The organism is Endozoicomonas ascidiicola, assembly GCF_001646945.1.
Lineage (GTDB): Bacteria > Pseudomonadota > Gammaproteobacteria > Pseudomonadales > Endozoicomonadaceae > Endozoicomonas > Endozoicomonas ascidiicola.
Genome location: NZ_LUTV01000004.1, coordinates 167747 through 184771 on the forward strand (window position 1 = coordinate 167747; position 17025 = coordinate 184771).

Genomic DNA, 17025 nt, shown 5'->3' on the forward strand with positions numbered 1-17025 from the left:
CTAGGTGATGCGAACTTTGAAAATTACTTTCTTCTGGCTCTCTTGTTGCAGGCTCGGTCTGACGTAGTGTTCGAGAAAAACGGCTCTCGCCTTATTGATTTTCGCAAGTGTGATAAAAAGCTGGGCAGCAAAGATGGTTTATTTAAACTGACACGGCCAGTTCGCCCCAGCTGGATGAGTAGTGAACTTTATGAGCAGATGCCCGAAGAGCTTGTTATTCGTGCAGTCAAAAACAAACGACGCACGATTATTACCACCTTATTGGACGTTGAAAAATACCCCCGAACAGAAATTATCGCACTGTATCTGAAGCGCTGGCATGTTGAGACAGATATAAATGTCATCAAAACAATCATGAAAATGGATATGCTGCGCTGCAAAAGCCCGGCCATGGTGAGAAAAGAAATATCCATCAACTTTCTGGTATACAACCTGATACGATCCTTGATGGGGCGCACAGCGAAGCATGTTGATAAAGATCCACGAGAGATCAGCTTCAAAGCAGCACAGGACACGCTGGTGTCATTCCTTCAGATGCTATTGGGGACAATGGGCGAGAGTCTGGAAACGAAAGTAATCAATATGCTGGAAATCATAGGCCAGCATATTGTTGGCAATCGATCAGGGAGGTCGGAGCCGAGAGCGGTTAAGAAACGTCCGAAACCGCACAAAAAGCTACAACACCCCAGATCACAGGCACGCAGACTCAAGAGATACCAAGGGAAGTGAGCTTAAGTCAGTGCTATTGGCCCATAGCGTAGTATCTGCATCCAGCTTGTAATCAACATTGGTACCAACACGAAGACCTGAGTCATTCTTGTCAGTCAGCTCACCTGCATCGTCATAGCTGCGCTCAGAGAGGTAGTAGCGGAAATAAGGCATGATACTCCAAGTGTCATCCAGTTTGACTGGGAAGTAACCACGAATCTGGTTTTGTTGGAATGCCTTGTTTTTGTCATTACTCCAAGTCCAGTCATTATAAAGGAACACACGAGCAGAGAAGGAATCATTTACTGTGTAAACCAAGCCATGTTCCGCTTCCCATTCGTAGTCGTTACTACCATCGAAACGATCATAATAATAGAACGCATCCCAGTATGAGAAAGATAGCTTGTCGGTCAGTTTTACGGAGCCGCTAGGCATTATCCAGTAGAGGTTATAACCGCCTTTATCGCCATCCCAGGATTCTTTACGGTAGGTCGCGTTGAGATTAAAAGAAACATCATCAGATTTGATAATCTTTTTGGTAGCGCCAAACTGTGTACGATTTCTTTGCTTGGCATCACCAACAGCCGTAAAGCCATCGTCAACATTAATTTTAGACACCTTGTGTTCGATCGAATAACTCCAATCAGAGTTTGGGTTACTGATACCCAGACGAACGATCGGCAGCAATTCCCGCTATTTCCTGAACCCTAACAGCTGCAAGATGTACAGAGGAGGTAGAAAAACACAGCCCGCACAATTCTTCGACTAAAATCACTGATTAATCAATCTTTGTCGTCGGTATGGTTATGGGTACGGCCATTCAGAAAAATATCAGACATTTCAGTGCGTCTTACTTGATAAAAACAGTGTCCGATTGCTTTGAAAATATTCCAGACCACCGCCCTAATAAAAGCAGTATTCCCTTTGGTAATTTCCCAAAATCAGCTTTTGCAGTGATGCATCAAAAATTTGATTCGCTCCTGGGATTTGACGAAGAGCGGCTTGAGCCAACCTGCTGTTATAACCTGGAAAAACTCTATCATGTTAAAGAGGGCAAAGTACCTTCTGATACGCGCATGAGAGAAGTCCTTGACCCGATAGATCCCGTGGAATTCAAGAAACCATTTAAAGAACTATTCTCGATCATTCAGCGTAACGGAGCCCTTCAGGGATACACCTTTAATTGTGGAAAGTTAAAAGACCATTACTTACTGCCCATTGACGGCACCGGTCTTTTTTATTCAGACACCAGCCGTTGCGCTGATTGCTGCGTCAAGAATGAAGGGAAGAAAAATGAAACCTATTACCACAATATAATGGGTGGCTGCCTTGCTCATCCCAACAGAAAAACCGTTATTCCCTTGGCGCCTGAAGCTATTTGCCGCCAGGATGGTTCCACAAAAAATGATTGCGAGAAAGCCGCAATCAGACGGTTTTTGGCTCAGGTAAAAAAAGACCATCCTCGTCTACATCTGGTCATTCTTCTGGATGGCTTATACGCCGACAACCCTACGGTAGCAATGGTCAAGGAGTTTGGATGGCACTACATTATCGTCGCAAAGGATGGAAATCATGTGGCACTTATCGAGGCCATGAATGCGCTTTATGATCAGGGCGAGGTCCATCATCATACCGTTGTTGATGCACCAAATAAGACGACACATAAATTCCGTTACGCTAATAAMGTGCCACTCAATCTTCAAGATGATACTGAACACGTTAATGTGCTTGATTACATTGAAATCGACAAAAAAGKCATTCAGCACTTCTGGTGCTGGGTCAGCGATATTGAATTAACCAATAACACCGTTGAATCGGTGATGCGAGGTGGACGCTGCAGATGGCGCATTGAAAATGAAACGTTTAATACCCTGAAAAACCAAGGCTATCAACTTGAACATAGCTATGGGCATGGCGAAAAACACYTGGCTACGAATTTCGCCTACCTTACTTTCCTGGCGTTTCTGGTCGATCAGATCCAGGAACTGGCTTGTCCACAGTTTCAACAAGCGTTGAATAAACCAAAAAAACCGACACGTAAGCGACTTTGGCGAAAAATCACATCGTTCTTCCTGACGTTGAGAATTGACAGTTGGGATAGCTTGTTTAGAGCAATTTCTCATGGGTCAAAAGCACAAGATATAGCTTTAGATTCATCGTGATTTACGAAACAGCCAGGTTTGATCGGGGTGACAATCATTTCCATACTGCAGAAATGTCTGTAGGTGTCTCATTGTTCTATCAAATAGTGCTTACGACAATTTTCTGATAATGGATTGTGTCGTATATCCATCGGGAGTGGCTGAGTATTGACTGCTCAGGTACCAGTGCATTGAAATTGGCTGTTTACCACTTGCAACCCAAGATTGTTGATCTGTTAATAAAACATGGTGCGAAAACGGCTTGTCTTGCAGATGGCGCTATAAAGTACATAGACATGATCCTTAATTCTGCCAGATTACGCGATATAGACTCAGAAAGTCTTGAACTTCCTGTTTCAAGCCAAACAATAGAAATGGCTAAAAAATGGCTGGATTCACAGAAGACTCGGCCAAAAAATGACTGGGAGTATCCAGATGCTAATAAAGTAAGATTGGCAAAAGCAGTTGAAATGGCAGCAATCTTTTTCAGAGTTTTTAATGAAAAAGGCGCTGCGATTCAATCCAAATAATATATATAGACTATTTCCTTTTCATTTTAGCTCTGCCCTGTACTGCTTTAAATTTTGGGTTTGATTTACAGATAACATATACACGACCACGGCGCTTTACTACCTGGCAATCACTGCTACGATTTTTTGCACTTTTCAAAGAACATAAAACCTGCATTATTTACCTCTCTTGAGACTGGATCTACCAAAACGTTTATTAAATTGGGCAACCCGTCCATCAGAGGTGCTGGTTTTCTGTTTGCCAGTATAAAACGGGTGAGAGTATGAAGAGACATCCAGCGTCATGTAGGGATAAGTCGTCCCATCAATTTCCATGGTGCGATCAGTCTCTGCCGTTGATCGAACCAAAATCAGTTTGTCTGCCCCCAGATCGTGAAAAGCAACGGTACGATAATTGGGATGTATATTTTTCTTCATGATGTAAAACACTGTAATCGATAAATGTTACGTTATAACATAGCATTAGCGTTGGTGATGTCAAACAGATCAAGAACATGTACTAGTCTTTATGTAAGTTTCAACGGCAGTTTTATGTGATTTGCTGGTGATTTCTAAGAAGTTATACCAATGTCGTTTTTAAATTATGGAGTGAGCAAGTTGTTTTGGGCGACTGGGCAAGGCGAAGCGACGAGTCATAGCCGTAGCTATGGCGAGGAACTTCAACGCAGATCCAGTCGGTCAAAATGGCTGCGCAGCCCATAATTTAAAAACAGAATTGGTATGATACGCAGAAGAGGTGATAAGGATGTCAGATTCAATAGGCTCAGCAGGAAGCTCTCCCGCTTCGTTTACGAACCAAACTCAAGGCTCTCGTGCACAGATGCCAGAGCTGGACGATCAGGGCAATGTAACCGATCCAACCACGGGGGTGGCCTTGAGCAAGGAGGAGTTTAACGACCTGTTAAAAGAACTAAGGATGCAGGCTGTGGAAGATTCACAGTTGGCTAAGGCGCTCAGGGAGTTGGAGGATAAGCTTGCACAGGTCTCCTCATCAGCCAATGCTGCAGATCCTAACAACACAGATGAAACCTCCAAACCATTAGGCTCTGTTGTGACGAATGTTTTCAATGGTGGAGTCTAGCCCGGATATTTCCTGAAAAAGACTCCATAATCACCATGGCAATCAGCTGACAGCAAACTGGCTGTCCAGCCTGCTGTGGCCAAGCCCAGCTTCCTTTCTTACTTCAATTCGAGTCGGAATCCGCTCCTTCAGAGATTCAATATGAGAGATAACCCCCACCATCTTGCCACTGGCATTCAGACTATCCAGAGCGTTCAGCGCTGTTTCTAATGTTTCCTGGTCCAGTGTGCCGAAGCCCTCATCCAGAAACAAAGAGTCAATCCGGGTTTTGTGGCTGACCAGATCAGAAAGCCCAAGTGCCAGAGCGAGGCTCACCAGAAAGCTTTCTCCGCCGGATAAGGTTTTGATGTCTCTTGCCGTTTCACCCTGCCAGGTATCCAGCACTTCAATACTCAGTTCATCACTGCTCTTGCGGTTTAGCAGATAGCGGGCATGAAGTTGTTCCAGCTGCCGGTTAGCCAACAGAATAAGATGATCCAGTGTTAGCCCTTGGGCAAATTTACGGAACTTGTCGCCTTTGCTCGACCCAATCAGACCGCTGAGTTGAGCCCACACCTGAAACGCTTCTTCCTGAGTAATAATGGTTTTGAACAGTTCACTCTGGTTGAGCCGTTTGGCTTCATTATCTTTTAACGCCTGAGAAATTTCGCCTTGCCGCTGGTTGATCAGCCGAATGTTATTTTCCTGTTCCGTCAGCTGTTTAGAAACATCCTCCATTGGCGTGTCGGTACTCGCGGCATCCTGATGTGCTTTTAGACTTGCTTCAGAGGCGGATAAACGACCATTGGCTTCATGCAATTGCTGCTCCAACCGTTGTTTTAGGTTTTGCAGCGTTTGACGTTCTTCACGCTCAATGAGTGCCTGTAAAAACTGTTGGCTATCTGTGAAAGGGCTGGCTTCCAGCTTGCTTTTCCAGTTGGCAGTTGCTGTGGCGAGGCTGTTATCTAGCTCAGACAACGCCAGGCTTTGTTGATGAATACTGCCGGATAACTGGCTCAGGCTCTGTTGAAGTTCATCCAGTTGTTGTTGAGAGCGTTGGTTGGCAAGCTCGGTATTCGCAATCAGATCTTTGAGTCGCTGTCGTTCATCAGTTACGCTCTTTTCACCAAACAGCGCCTGACGCTGTTGCTGTTTATGCTGTATCTGGAGTCGTGTCTGTTCAGTTGACTGTTGTTGTACCTGAATTAACTGTGTGATTTTCAGTGCATCCTGATTGCTCAGTGTCAGTGCTTGATTCAGCGTTTGAAATTGCTCATTCAGCGTCTTCTGTTCGACTGAAATAGACTGCCATTGTTGCTTGTTATGATCCTGTTGGGACAACCACGCCCATTGATCAACCGCTGTTGGCAGTTGTTCGTCCAGTTCACTGTTCAGCGTGGATGTGATTTTTGCTTCCAGCGCTTTTAGCCCTGCAGATTGCTGCTCAAACCTTTGTTGCCAGTCTATTAATTTATCCTGCCATTGCTGATGTTGTTGCGTTGCGACATCACGCTGATGATTCAGATTGTTGATTTCCTGGCTTATTTTATCGAGCGTCTGCTGCTGTTGCTGTATTTTTTGATTATGCAGTGTGAGTTGTTCGAGCCGTTGTTTTCGAGCTTCTCCTGCCGTTAAAAATTCTGAATACAGAGCCTGATAGGCGACAGTATCTTCTAATGGTGCTGAGATCCCGGTGGATAAACAGCCTTTTTGCCACTCTGTGTGCAGGTGCGCGGTGTTTTCCTGAAGCTTCTGAATTGATTGCTCATAGTTTTCCAACTGCGTCTGCAGCCGGGTTGCCTCTTTACTCGCGGTTTCACCACGATTTTTCAGTGATTCCAACTCAGTCAGTTTAATTTGTAAGCGCTGCTCAGTTTCAGAAATATTGAGTTGCTGATAACGCTGAATAGCCGGGTGCTCTTTGGCACCACATAAAGGACAGGCGTCGCCGGGCTGAAGGTTGTCCCGATAGTCAGACAGTTTGGTTATCTGCTTTTCTTGCTCTAGTAGCGTCTTCAAGTCATTGCAGTGTTGATTGGTGTCGCGATATTGATTCCGTAACGTTTCTACCTGTGCATTTTTTTCTGTGAATGCAACGTTCAGCTTGGCGTGTTGTTCCTGAGAGTGTGCTTGTTCGCTGGAGAGTTTCGCGAACTGCTGACTCAGCGTATTCAGGTTCAGGTAGTGTGGGTAGTGATCATTCCAGACCTTGTGCTCAGCCTGTAATTGTTCTTCATTCTGATCACCGAGCAATAACTGTTTTTCATTCAGTAATGATTGGCAGTTTGAGCTTTGCTGCTGTTGGGTTTCGGTCAGCGCTTGCAGTTTGTCGTTTAATTGTCCATGACTGTCGGCAAGGTTTTTTGCGTCGTTTTCAATGGAAAGGATATTCTGCTGACTGGCCTGCGACTCTTTGCTGATGTCTTCTCGTTGTTCAAACCAGGTTCTAAGCACCGGTATGAGTTCACTCAGCTTTTCATGATGGCTATTCTGCTGCAGATACGCGGTGATTTGGTTTAATCGATCGGTTATTTTTTCCCGACTGTTTTCTTGTTGGGTGATCGCCTGTTGAATTGATGTTTGCTCATTCTTATTAGTGGCGAGCTTTGCCTCAAGGTTTTGCAACTCTTCGGTCAGCCGCCGAATATCGGAATCCAGCGGATTAATCTGTTCACTGATTAAAGTTTCTGTATCAAATTGCGTTTTTCGATGGTTTTCCAGTGTCGTAAATTGCTGCTGACGCTGTTCGCGCAATACGGCGACTTCTTCCTGTTTTTTGGCAAGCTCACTCTGGTTTTGACTCAGTGCATCACTGAGTTGCTTTTGTTTTTCCTGCAAGCTGGTCAGACGTTCCCAATCCGGTTGCAGTTCGATGGCAGGCATCGCCTGAGCCAGGCGATCGAGCTGCTTTTGTTGTTCTGTTTGATGTTTCAGCGCCTGACTAACGGCATCTCTTGCACTTTCTAATTCTTTCTCTTTTCGAGTTAATTGCTCGAGCCACTGCTTTTGTTCTGCGAGTTTATGGCGGTTTTCTCCAGCCTGCTGCAATTGCTCTGAGAGTTGATCATTTTCTTCTTTGAGTTCATTCAGGCGGTCATCGTTTAATAATGAGACGCCATCCGCCTTTGCCTTCAGCAGACTGAGTTGTTGCTCTTCTGACTTCATGCGGTCATAAACCCGACGGGATATTTCGCCGTAGATTTCGGTGCCGGTGAGTTCTTCCAGTAGTTCAGCTCGATCATTGGCATTGGCTTCGAGAAATGCTGCAAAGCCACCCTGAGCCAACATCATGGATTTGGTGAATCGGCCAAAATCAAGACCAGTAAGCTCGCTGATTATTTTTAGTTTGTCGTTTATTCGAGTGGTGATGATGGTGCCATCACCTTTAGCCAGCTCAACCTGAGGCGCTTGCAGTTTGCCATCGGCTTTGCCACGGGCACGACGTTGCGACCAAAATGCCCGGTAAGCTTGACCTTTTACTTCAAACTCCACTTCTGCCAGAGACTCTGACGTATGTCGGGTCATTAGCTCATTATCGGAAGCTGAGATGGTGTTCAGACGAGGCGTCTGGTGATAGAGGGCAAGGCAGATGGTATCCAGCAGTGTGGTTTTTCCGGCACCGGTAGGGCCGGTGATGGCAAACAAACCGTTATCTGTAAAAGGAGACTTTTGGAAATCGATTTTCCATTCACCTTTCAGGGAGTTGAGGTTTTTCAAGCGCAGACTGAGAATTTTCATCAGACTTTCTCCTTCTGCTGTTCGTCGTGCAGAGTATCAATAACGGAATAGAAGGCTGAGGTCAGTTTTTTTATCTGATCTTCCGCTATTTCTTCATGCTCCAGTCGCTGTTGAAAAACCTCTTCAACTTTTAGTTCAGCCAGTGTTTCCTGCTCGATGGTGGTGAGCGCCGCGGGTGCTTTTTCCCGTTTCTTGCGAACTCTTAATAGCTCGCAGGTGCTCAGCGATTCTTTATCCATGACCAGTTGTTCCACTCGACTTTGCAGGTCGTGGAAATACACGTCGGTGGTCACTTCAATTTCCAGCCAGGGATTTAAAGCATTTTGATCAATGGTGAGTTCATTCAGCTGATGATCAATATCGTCCAGAGAGCCTTTGATACTGATGAGCTTGCGGAATTCTGGAATGACGACAGATTCAATACTGCTCAACTTACCATCTTTAAAATCCACAAGCGTCACTTGTTTATCAGCACCGGCTTCATCAAAGCTTAAAGGAATCGGGGAACCGGAATAGCGAATGTGTTCTTGACCGGCAACGACTTGAGGGCGGTGCAGGTGCCCGAGGGCGATGTAATCGGCTGAGGGAAAGGCGGAAGCGGGAAAGGCGGAAAGCGTACCAATGTAAATCTCACGAACAGACTCTGTAAGTTGCCCGCCCACTGTCGTTAAATGGCCGGTGGCTATGATAGGTAATGATTGTCCGGCCAGTTTTTCAGCTTCGCGGTAGATGGTTTGGTAATGATCAGCAATGGCTTGTTGCAGCGCCTGTTGTTTACCCTCACTGGATTCTCCAGCCTGGCTTTCCAGCACATCCCGTGGTCGTACAAATGGAATGGCGCAGATAACGGTGCCGGGTTCGTCGTCACTGTTGTTCAGAACTCTGACCTGATCTTCCGGGCTCGCGGTGACACCGCCCACAACAAAGGTATTCAGACAGGCCAGAAGCTCTTTCGATTCATTCAGTGTGGCAACGGAATCGTGGTTGCCACCAATCACAACCAGCTGCCGGCAGCAGGTGTTCTGCAGATTCACAATAAAGCGGCTGTATAAACCTCTGGCATAGCTGGGCGGAGTGCCGGTATCAAAGATATCGCCGGCAATGATCAGCGCATCCACCTGCTTTTCGTTTGCCTGCGTGATCAGCCAATCCAGAAAAGCCTGATGTTCTGCCTCCCGGCTTTTACCCATAAAGTGTTGGCCAAGGTGCCAGTCAGAGGTGTGTAAGATGCGCATGGTCAGCTTTTATAAAATAATCAGGAACTGCAAAGCTACACCAGATTCTGACGATGTCCAATAATTCAGAGCAGAAGAGAAGAGGCCTGAAGCTCAGGCTCCTGGTTCAACTTTTGGGAAATTTATTGAGAAAGTGAATCCCCAGCCGCTGCCACAAAAGCCATTTCAACCAGATAATCCGGATCAGCCAGCTCTGCTTTAACGCAGGCTCTGCTTGGTGCTGTTCCTTCCGGAAACCACTCATCCCAAACGGCATTCAGTGCCGGCAGATTAGCAAAATCGGTAACATAAATGGTGACGGATAATACTTTGGTACGATCGCTACCTATTTTGTGCAATGCCTCTTCCGCCTGGGCCAGAATCTGATGGGTTTGCCCGGTGATATCTGCACTGGTATCCGAGTCCGCCACTTCAACGAAATGGGCAATGCCATTAAAAATCGTAATATCTGACCAACGTTTGTAAGGGTTAATGCGATGAATTTTCATTAGAGTGACCTTGTAAGAGCGACCTTGTTTGTGGGAATTTGATTCTATCTATCTGAAAAATAAAAGCTAATTTTGGCTTCCGACTGAAGTCTAATAAGTGGAGGCTATAGTTCGAACTATATTTATAGAAGTAGTTAATGATTACTCTCGAGTGAGCTTTAGGAGAACGATATGGTTACCGCTGTACATGGAAGTCAAGGAGCAAAGCTTGCGGCTCTGAATGATCCATCAAAAAATGATAGGGTCGATCAGTCTACGGGATACTCAGGTCTTAGAACGGTTAAGAAAAATAAGGGAATAATTCATTTGTTGCTGAAGCTTCTGGCGGCACTAGGAAGATATTCGTCAGGCTCAGAGCCAGATCAAAAGCCAATTAGTAAACGAGATGCAAAAGTGGCGAAGGCCAAAGCGTATGTTAAAACGGCAAGAGATGTAAACGACGCCTTGAAAAATCATAATGACGGCGTGAAAATCAGAAGAGAAGAGTTACTTGAAAGGCAAAAGGCAAGAAAGTTGAGACATCAGCGGATTCAGACGCAAAGCCTTTCACCGGCAAACCTGAAAAAGAGTTGATCAAGATGCCCCCTAACCTGGTTTCAGGTTGGGGGATTTTTACTGAATTAATACAGAACCCGACAGCGAATAGTCCCCTCAATCTGTCGTATTTCCTGCATGGCCAACTCACTGTGATCTGCATCCACATCAATGACTACATAACCAACCGCATCATTAGTTTGCAGATACTGAGCGCTGATATTGATGTTGTTGTCCGATAAAATCTGGTTAATTTTACCCAGCACACCGGGAATATTTCGGTGAATGTGCAGCAAACGGTGTTTACCCGGGTGAGCCGGTAACGCAACTTCCGGGAAATTCACTGAAGATAATGTGGTACCAATATCGCTGTACATGATAAATTTCTCAGCCACTTCCCGGCCAATGTTTTCCTGGGCTTCCTGGGTACTTCCGCCAATATGAGGCGTCAGGATGACATTGTTCAAACCACGAAGAGGGCTCAGGAACTCATCATCATTGCCTCTTGGTTCTTCCGGGAATACATCAATGGCAGCACCCAGCAATTTACCGTTTTTCACGTATTCTGCCAGCGCATCAATCACCACCACCGTGCCCCGGGAAGCATTGATCAGGATGCTATTATCCTTCATGGCTTCAAATTGCTCTTCGCCAAACATCCATTGAGTGGCCTGAGTTTCAGGTACATGTAGGCTCACAATGTCGCACATTCCCAGCAGCGTATTCAAATCACTTATCTGAGTGGCATTACCCATGGAAAGTTTGGTGACGACATCGTAGAAGTAGACTTCCATACCCAAAGCTTCAGCCATAATGCTGAGCTGGCTACCGATGTTGCCGTAACCGATGATGCCCAGCTTTTTGCCGCGCACTTCGTGGGAATTGGTTGCCGTTTTCTTCCAACCACCCTGATGAGCCAGAGTGCTTTTTTCTGGAATACCCCGGAACAGCATGATCGCTTCTGCCAGCACCAGCTCTGCCACAGAACGGGTATTGGAATAAGGGGCATTAAAGACCGGAATACCCCGACGAGTAGCCGCAGGCAGTTCAACCTGATTCGTGCCGATGCAGAAGCAACCGACCGCACAAAGCTTTTTCGCGGCGTCAAAAATTTCATCGGTGAGTTGTGTACGGGAACGGACACCTACAAAACGGGCATCAGCAATACGCTCTTTCAACTCTTCCGGTGGGAGAGAGGTGGTTACGTAGTCGATATTGGAATAGCCCGACGCTTTGAGAAGATCGACAGCGGACGGATGGACTCCCTCAAGAAGGAGAAAACGAATCTTGCTCTTATCCAGTGATATTTCGGGCATATCAGTCTCTGTATTGCAGTGAAGCCAGTTTTACTTTTTATGTATGCCAGGCTGAGTCAGGAAGAACCGCTATTATCGACCAAGTCTCCAACCTATGCCGATAAGTGCTGTTTGGCGCTTACCGGCGGCACATCATAGCATAGGCAGTGTGGGTTGGAATGGCTCGGATGGGGGAATCTGAAGGCTTCCAATAAAAGGAAGCCAGATTAGAGACTGGAAACTAAATACCCATGCTGGATAAAGTAACCATGACTTGCCGGATGGCCTGAGTTAAGGAGGGATGGTCTTCGCTGAACCGGATGGCTTCCTGCTCCAGCTGATCATTAAAGCTCTGCACCGGAATTTTACCCTCGGCCTGAGCAACAGCAATATGAATGTCTTCAGTAATTTGTTTCAGGGTGCCGGCAGTACACTCATCTACCGGGGCGTCTGCCAGCGCATCGTGCAGGCTCTGGATATTGATACGCAGTTCATCTGACATAAGATGCTCCTTCACCTGAGCAGTGGCTGCGAGGAATAAAAAATTCTGCATCAGGCATACATATATTACTACAGTGTACTGGGCTGTGTTGGCAAGGGTTGGTCGCCAAAACCTGTCCTTACGTTTATGCAGATAACACTGCCATGGTTATATATGCATGTAGAGAAACTATCTGACGCTTTAATTACTTTTTGATGCATGGGAAAATCTTTTTCAGAACAGGGATTCAGTGCGCTTTTGTTTAAGCTAACAGAGGCTAAAATAACGCCTCCGTTTGATAATAAAGTAAATACAGCAAGGCAAATAATGATCGTCCAAGTGATTATATCAAGCGTTAAGTACCCGATCATATGAAATCGAATAGTTCTGGCTTAGTGGTTAGTTACTGTGCAAGGCACATCGGAGTCAGCATAGCCGTAGCTATGTGATCGTAGATGTAACGCCGCACGACTGCATGGATGCAGGAGATAGAGCAACGCAGGAGCAAGTTGCCGAGAGTGGCTGACCACTGAGTCAGAAAATATGGTTTCGTATGGTTGGGTGCTTATAAACGTTTAAGTGCTCATTATTGGACCTAACAAAGGATTTACTATGAAGTACAGGCATCGCTGGATCAGTGGTGATCGTATTGATCTTCCATCAGGCAAGGTGGTTTGTGTAGGTCGTAATTATGCGGCGCATATTCAGGAATTAAATAATCCTCTTCCAGATGATCCGGTGCTTTTTATTAAACCCGGGACGTCTATGATCAATATGGATCAGCCACTTCTTCTGCCTAAAAATCGTGGCGAGGTTCACCATGAATTAGAAATCAGCTTGCTGATCAAAGAAACACTGAAAGATGCCAGTGAGAAAGAAGCAACAGACGCCATCATGGCAATTGGTCTGGCTTTGGATTTAACACTTCGTGATCTTCAAAATCAGCAAAAATCCAAAGGGCTGCCTTGGGAAGTCGCTAAAGCGTTTGATAACAGCTGCCCATTATCAGGGTTCGTTGCTGTTGAACATGTGAAAGATCCAGCCAATCTTGAGTTCTCCCTGAAAGTGAATGATGAGCTTCGCCAGAAGGGCACGACTGAGCATATGCTGACTTCCATTCCTGGGTTGTTGAGTTACATCAGTCGACATTTTACCTTGATGCCAGGAGACATTATCTTGACGGGCACACCGGCGGGTGTTGGGCCATTAGTTGCGGGTGATGAACTTGAGTTGAGCTTACACGGTACATTCACTGCACAGGCTCGCTGTATCTAACGTGCGTCACGCTCAAGTCCTGAGAAATAATTCAGATATCAATAAGGTACGAAATTTTCTCAGGATTCGATAACGTGGCAACACCAGACACAAATTTAGGGCTCACTATTCTGTTGGCGGAAGATAATCCGGTGAATCAGATGGTCACCGGTAAGTTATTGGAAAAATTGGGCTGTCATCATGTGGTGGCAAATAACGGTCTTGAATGTCTGAAGCGGTTAAAAGATGATCAGTTTGATCTGATTCTCATGGATTGTGTGATGCCAGAGATGGATGGTCTGGAAGCCACCCGCCGTATTCGGGCTTCCAGCAGTCATTGTGCCAATATTCCCATTATTGCCCTGACCGCCAGTGCCATGGAATCTGATCGTCAAACCTGCATGAATGCAGGCATGGATGATTATGCGGATAAACCGATCGATATGGGCAGAATGAAAACACTGTTAACTGAGTGGGCTCAAAGAATTAACCCCGAATCCTGATCGTCCGGCCTCCGCGATCAATTGCCACAAACACCATAGTGGCTTCAGTCAGTTTTTCCCAGCCTTCGTGATTTTCGATCCAGCCTTCGACCACTACCTTAATGGATGTTTTACCAATCTCGGTAACCCGGGTGAAAAAGCCCACTAAATCCCCAGCCTGAACCGGGCGCATAAAACTCATACTGCCGATACTGACCGTGACCACCCGGGAACCATTGGAGGCCTTTCTGGCACAGACCTCTCCGGCCTGATCCAGCTGCATGGCAACCCAGCCTGCAAATACATCGCCACTGCTGTTCAGTGAACGATGATCCGCCAGTAATTTCAGTGTCATTTCGCCCTGAGGAGTGGGCGCATTGTCCAGATGATTGCTGCCTGCGCTCATTAGGTACTCCAGCGTTATTATTTTTCTATAAACGACAGCGAGATTTTAACGGTATCAGCGGCAAATTTCAGCTGATCTTCGATTAAAAAATATAAACGACGTTTTCAAATTTTAGATAGAAACAGGAAAGGCAATGATCATTGAACTATCTTTGGACAGATATCGTACTTCATCAGACGTATATAGAGGTGAATTCTCATGTCATTTTCCTGGGTACTGGTGGCTGATAACAGTCAAGCCAGCGTCTATCGTTTTGATCGTCACAAGCATGAACTCACATTGGTGGATCATATCGACCACGAAGAAGGCCGTTGGAAGAACAGCGAGTTTGTTACCGCAAGCCCCGGTATGTCCGTAGGCTCTTCTGTGGGTGGCAATGTTCGCCAAGTGGGTACCGATCACTCACCCAAAGAACATGAATCTATTAACTTTGCCCACTTGCTGGCTAAATCGGTCAACCATGCTCACGATTTGCATCAGTTTGAGACATTGAGGGTCTGTGCACCACCAGGCTTGCTTGGTGAGTTATTACCCCTGATCAGCAGCCACGTCCCGTTAGGAGAGCACATTAATAAAGATCTGATTCATGAGAGCCCTGATGAGCTACTCAAGCGATTAACTGAATTACATTAAGAGGTGCTGTCATGAATCGTTACAGAGAACTTGAAGAGCTGGATATCGAGTTTCAGGAGGCCGAGAGTGCCTGGCTGGAAGCTAAAGATGATGATGAATTGTCGGAACAGGATAGACAGTCATTTTTGAGTAAATTACATAGTTGTCTTGAAAAGAGAAAGGCGCATCTTACAAAGCATTGGCATGATCCGGCATATTACGACAATGGGCGTTTGATAGTCGACTGATCAGGAGTTAAGCCATGAAGTACCTTCACACTGTCGCTATCGCTGCCTTGATCCTGTTTGTCAGTGGATGCGCTGTTAAGCCGGATGTCAGTTGGGATTACAACCATCAGGTTGATTGGGCTGTGCTGAATAGCTGGGCATGGTTTAGCGCTTCTGGAGACGAAAAGAACAATCGAATTCTGAGTCTGATGGCGCAGAGAGTTCACGATCAGGTGTCGCAGGATCTTGCAGGAAAAGGGTTAAAGCAGGTGCCAGCAGACAAAGCTCAGTTATGGCTTGGCTGGGGCTTCACCGAAAAATCGAAACTTCAGAGCCAATCCTATGGCGGAGGGTTTTACTATGCGCCTTACCCTTGGTACATGAGCAACTGGCCATCGGAAGTGGTGGTGAACAGTTACGAAGTAGGCAGGCTGACTTTAAACGTCATTGATCCCACAAATCGAAGGGTGATATGGCAGGGGATTGCCAGTCAGAGGCTGACGTCAGATATGTCGCCAGAAGAGCAGAAAGAATACATCAGTAAGTCAGTGGATAGTTTGCTGGCTAAATTCCCGCCACCAGAAAACTACATACCTTCCAAACAATAATCGTATCTTGGAAGTGTTTTATCAAAAGCACTTCCAAGACTACCGAATCGATACTTAACGATAATTGCTGAAAATCCTCTCAACAGTACCATCGCTGTTCATGCTATTCAGGGCAGCTTGCAGACGATTAACGACGTCATCGGGAACAGAGGGATTCAGTGCCAGATAATCGTTGGTAGAGCCCACTTCAAATACAGGCTTGATGGTGGGAATGCCTTCCTTCTGAGCGTAGTAATAGCCGCTGAACTCGCCAGTCACCCAAAGATCTGCCTGACCACGGCTCAGTTTATGAGCATTAGCATCTTCTTTCAGGTTTTTTTCAAACTGAATATTGCTTTTCTTCAGCAGGTTAGTGACAGCGTGGCCTTTAACACTGACGACTTTGTACTTGTTCAGATCCTTCAACGTCTTGAGATTCACTTTCTTATCGGACATGGCAAATACTTTGTATTTGTTGACGATCAGTGGACCAACCCATTTGAATTTGCTTTCACGCTCTGGCAAGCGGGCGGTTGAGAATACGGCAAAATCTTTGCTGTTCACTGCCAGGTCGTACACTTTGCTCCATGGGAAGCGCAGCGTCATGGTGTAGTCAATCTTTGCTCGGCTCATCATTTCCCGCACGATGTCGGTGGAGATACCATCAATCTGGTTATCACGCGCAAAGTTCTTGTCCGCCACACTCATGTTAAATGGTGGATAGTTCTCGGTGAGAATGGTCAGCTTGAAATTATCGAGCGAGGTCGCAGATGCAGCCATAGCGGTTGAAGAAAAGCTGGCCATAAAAGCCAGAGCAGAAAGGCATAGAGGCCGGGCAAGGCCGGTGAGTCGCTTAAACATACTACTGAAGCTCCGTGGGGCTTTATTGTTATGGCGAGTGAGGTGATCGTCATTGTCAGCAACGATATATACTTAAATAAAAACTGTCGTGCAATACGAATAAACAGTTTATTCAGTTTATTGGGTAATAATTCAACATTTCTTTGATGTTTGTAGCGTTGAACGGATTAACGGCTCAAGGGTCTAACTGTGGTAGTCAAAATTACTATGTGCAGAAAATAGTCTCTTCCAATATGAAATGAGCCTGAACGGAGCCCTTGTTTCCAAAATGAAATGAGCCTGTGATTTCTGATCTTTCGTCCAAAATTACTGGATGAAAATCATAATGGACACACGGCTCATCAAATCGCTCCAGCAGGTGGAGGAGCTGCTTCAGGCTACACCGC

The 17025-nt window shown here is 45.9% G+C and carries 20 protein-coding genes; 10 read left to right on the forward strand and 10 right to left on the reverse strand.

Annotated features, from left to right (window positions below; all coding sequences use genetic code 11):
• The coding region (locus tag AKL11_RS11495) for a transposase (protein WP_172807277.1) at nt 1-729 on the forward strand (729 nt) is incomplete at its 5' end.
• Here AKL11_RS11495 and AKL11_RS11500 read toward each other — a convergent pair.
• Nucleotides 691-1395: an OmpG family monomeric porin gene (locus AKL11_RS11500; protein WP_067517519.1), complete on the reverse strand. Its 705-nt coding sequence runs from the start codon at nt 1393-1395 to the stop codon at nt 691-693. The genes AKL11_RS11495 and AKL11_RS11500 overlap by 39 nt on opposite strands.
• Before the next feature lie 119 nt (nt 1396-1514).
• Between AKL11_RS11500 and AKL11_RS11505 the strand changes: the two genes are divergently transcribed.
• Both AKL11_RS11505 and AKL11_RS11510 read left to right on the forward strand, forming a co-directional pair.
• Complete coding sequence (locus tag AKL11_RS11505; protein WP_157673524.1) at nt 1515-2870, forward strand: transposase; 1356 nt, start codon at nt 1515-1517, stop codon at nt 2868-2870.
• Nucleotides 2871-3040: 170 nt separating this feature from the next.
• The gene (locus AKL11_RS11510; RefSeq protein ID WP_157673525.1) at nt 3041-3379 is read left to right on the forward strand and encodes a hypothetical protein; all 339 of its coding nucleotides are present in this window, start codon (nt 3041-3043) and stop codon (nt 3377-3379) included.
• Between the two features lie 10 nt (nt 3380-3389).
• On the opposite strand, the gene ykgO is transcribed toward AKL11_RS11510, so the two are convergent.
• Both ykgO and AKL11_RS11515 read right to left on the reverse strand, forming a co-directional pair.
• Nucleotides 3390-3536 carry a type B 50S ribosomal protein L36 gene (gene ykgO / locus AKL11_RS24585; protein WP_095210336.1) on the reverse strand — a complete coding sequence of 49 codons (147 nt, stop codon included), beginning with the start codon at nt 3534-3536 and terminating at the stop codon, nt 3390-3392.
• A complete protein-coding gene (locus tag AKL11_RS11515; RefSeq protein WP_067517523.1) occupies nt 3536-3796 on the reverse strand; it encodes a type B 50S ribosomal protein L31 in 261 nt (86 codons plus the stop codon). Before AKL11_RS11515 ends, ykgO begins: the two co-directional genes overlap by 1 nt.
• Nucleotides 3797-4124: 328 nt before the next feature.
• On the opposite strand from AKL11_RS11515, the gene AKL11_RS11520 reads away from it, so the two are divergent.
• On the forward strand, nt 4125-4460 hold the full coding sequence (locus AKL11_RS11520) for a hypothetical protein (RefSeq protein WP_067517524.1): 336 nt from the start codon (nt 4125-4127) through the stop codon (nt 4458-4460).
• A 42-nt stretch (nt 4461-4502) separates the two neighbouring features.
• On the opposite strand, the gene AKL11_RS11525 is transcribed toward AKL11_RS11520, so the two are convergent.
• From AKL11_RS11525 to AKL11_RS11535, 3 genes are all read right to left on the reverse strand, one after another.
• On the reverse strand, nt 4503-8177 hold the full coding sequence (locus AKL11_RS11525; RefSeq protein ID WP_067517525.1) for an AAA family ATPase: 3675 nt from the start codon (nt 8175-8177) through the stop codon (nt 4503-4505).
• The gene (gene sbcD / locus AKL11_RS11530; protein ID WP_067517526.1) at nt 8177-9412 is read right to left on the reverse strand and encodes an exonuclease subunit SbcD; all 1236 of its coding nucleotides are present in this window, start codon (nt 9410-9412) and stop codon (nt 8177-8179) included. The genes AKL11_RS11525 and sbcD overlap by 1 nt, the downstream gene beginning before the upstream one ends.
• Before the next feature lie 122 nt (nt 9413-9534).
• Nucleotides 9535-9900, reverse strand: a complete 366-nt coding sequence (locus AKL11_RS11535) for a RidA family protein (RefSeq protein ID WP_067517527.1) — start codon at nt 9898-9900, stop codon at nt 9535-9537.
• Between the two features lie 171 nt (nt 9901-10071).
• Between AKL11_RS11535 and AKL11_RS11540 the strand changes: the two genes are divergently transcribed.
• Nucleotides 10072-10473, forward strand: coding sequence for a hypothetical protein (locus tag AKL11_RS11540; protein ID WP_067517528.1), 402 nt, complete (start codon nt 10072-10074; stop codon nt 10471-10473).
• Between the two features lie 47 nt (nt 10474-10520).
• Here the strand turns inward: AKL11_RS11540 and serA are convergent, their stop codons facing one another.
• Both serA and AKL11_RS11550 read right to left on the reverse strand, forming a co-directional pair.
• A complete protein-coding gene (serA, locus tag AKL11_RS11545) occupies nt 10521-11750 on the reverse strand; it encodes a phosphoglycerate dehydrogenase (RefSeq protein ID WP_067517529.1) in 1230 nt (409 codons plus the stop codon).
• A 220-nt stretch (nt 11751-11970) separates the two neighbouring features.
• Nucleotides 11971-12231 carry a DUF4404 family protein gene (locus AKL11_RS11550; RefSeq protein WP_067517530.1) on the reverse strand — a complete coding sequence of 87 codons (261 nt, stop codon included), beginning with the start codon at nt 12229-12231 and terminating at the stop codon, nt 11971-11973.
• Nucleotides 12232-12822: 591 nt separating this feature from the next.
• Between AKL11_RS11550 and AKL11_RS11555 the strand changes: the two genes are divergently transcribed.
• Nucleotides 12823-13485: a fumarylacetoacetate hydrolase family protein gene (locus AKL11_RS11555; protein WP_067517531.1), complete on the forward strand. Its 663-nt coding sequence runs from the start codon at nt 12823-12825 to the stop codon at nt 13483-13485.
• Between the two features lie 74 nt (nt 13486-13559).
• On the forward strand, nt 13560-13967 hold the full coding sequence (locus tag AKL11_RS11560) for a response regulator (RefSeq protein WP_067517533.1): 408 nt from the start codon (nt 13560-13562) through the stop codon (nt 13965-13967).
• Here AKL11_RS11560 and AKL11_RS11565 read toward each other — a convergent pair.
• The gene (locus tag AKL11_RS11565) at nt 13951-14352 is read right to left on the reverse strand and encodes an acyl-CoA thioesterase (RefSeq protein ID WP_067517536.1); all 402 of its coding nucleotides are present in this window, start codon (nt 14350-14352) and stop codon (nt 13951-13953) included. The genes AKL11_RS11560 and AKL11_RS11565 overlap by 17 nt on opposite strands.
• A 198-nt stretch (nt 14353-14550) precedes the next feature.
• Here AKL11_RS11565 and AKL11_RS11570 point away from each other — a divergent pair, with 198 nt between their 5' ends.
• From AKL11_RS11570 to AKL11_RS11580, 3 genes are read left to right on the forward strand one after another with little or no spacing between them, the layout of a single operon-like run.
• Nucleotides 14551-14985 carry a host attachment protein gene (locus tag AKL11_RS11570; protein ID WP_067517538.1) on the forward strand — a complete coding sequence of 145 codons (435 nt, stop codon included), beginning with the start codon at nt 14551-14553 and terminating at the stop codon, nt 14983-14985.
• 11 nt (nt 14986-14996) lie between these two features.
• Nucleotides 14997-15212 (forward strand): hypothetical protein, encoded by a 216-nt coding sequence (locus AKL11_RS11575; protein ID WP_067517540.1) that lies wholly within the window; start codon nt 14997-14999, stop codon nt 15210-15212.
• Nucleotides 15213-15226: 14 nt separating this feature from the next.
• Nucleotides 15227-15799: a DUF4136 domain-containing protein gene (locus AKL11_RS11580; RefSeq protein WP_067517542.1), complete on the forward strand. Its 573-nt coding sequence runs from the start codon at nt 15227-15229 to the stop codon at nt 15797-15799.
• A 54-nt stretch (nt 15800-15853) separates the two neighbouring features.
• Here the strand turns inward: AKL11_RS11580 and AKL11_RS11585 are convergent, their stop codons facing one another.
• The gene (locus tag AKL11_RS11585) at nt 15854-16639 is read right to left on the reverse strand and encodes a substrate-binding periplasmic protein (protein ID WP_067517544.1); all 786 of its coding nucleotides are present in this window, start codon (nt 16637-16639) and stop codon (nt 15854-15856) included.
• Between the last annotated feature and the right edge of the window lie 386 nt (nt 16640-17025).

Excerpts from the sequence above, each read along its gene's own strand:
- ykgO (WP_095210336.1), bottom strand. The coding sequence starts at position 3,536 with ATGCAGGTTTTATGTTCTTTGAAAAGTGCAAAAAATCGTAGCAGTGAT.
- AKL11_RS11520 (WP_067517524.1), top strand. The coding sequence starts at position 4,125 with ATGTCAGATTCAATAGGCTCAGCAGGAAGCTCTCCCGCTTCGTTTACG.
- AKL11_RS11565 (WP_067517536.1), bottom strand. The coding sequence starts at position 14,352 with ATGAGCGCAGGCAGCAATCATCTGGACAATGCGCCCACTCCTCAGGGC.
- AKL11_RS11575 (WP_067517540.1), top strand. The coding sequence starts at position 14,997 with ATGAATCGTTACAGAGAACTTGAAGAGCTGGATATCGAGTTTCAGGAG.
- AKL11_RS11540 (WP_067517528.1), top strand. The coding sequence starts at position 10,072 with ATGGTTACCGCTGTACATGGAAGTCAAGGAGCAAAGCTTGCGGCTCTG.
- sbcD (WP_067517526.1), bottom strand. The coding sequence starts at position 9,412 with ATGCGCATCTTACACACCTCTGACTGGCACCTTGGCCAACACTTTATG.
- AKL11_RS11585 (WP_067517544.1), bottom strand. The coding sequence starts at position 16,639 with ATGTTTAAGCGACTCACCGGCCTTGCCCGGCCTCTATGCCTTTCTGCT.
- AKL11_RS11535 (WP_067517527.1), bottom strand. The coding sequence starts at position 9,900 with ATGAAAATTCATCGCATTAACCCTTACAAACGTTGGTCAGATATTACG.
- AKL11_RS11570 (WP_067517538.1), top strand. The coding sequence starts at position 14,551 with ATGTCATTTTCCTGGGTACTGGTGGCTGATAACAGTCAAGCCAGCGTC.
- AKL11_RS11580 (WP_067517542.1), top strand. The coding sequence starts at position 15,227 with ATGAAGTACCTTCACACTGTCGCTATCGCTGCCTTGATCCTGTTTGTC.
- AKL11_RS11555 (WP_067517531.1), top strand. The coding sequence starts at position 12,823 with ATGAAGTACAGGCATCGCTGGATCAGTGGTGATCGTATTGATCTTCCA.
- serA (WP_067517529.1), bottom strand. The coding sequence starts at position 11,750 with ATGCCCGAAATATCACTGGATAAGAGCAAGATTCGTTTTCTCCTTCTT.
- AKL11_RS11525 (WP_067517525.1), bottom strand. The coding sequence starts at position 8,177 with ATGAAAATTCTCAGTCTGCGCTTGAAAAACCTCAACTCCCTGAAAGGT.
- AKL11_RS11515 (WP_067517523.1), bottom strand. The coding sequence starts at position 3,796 with ATGAAGAAAAATATACATCCCAATTATCGTACCGTTGCTTTTCACGAT.
- AKL11_RS11550 (WP_067517530.1), bottom strand. The coding sequence starts at position 12,231 with ATGTCAGATGAACTGCGTATCAATATCCAGAGCCTGCACGATGCGCTG.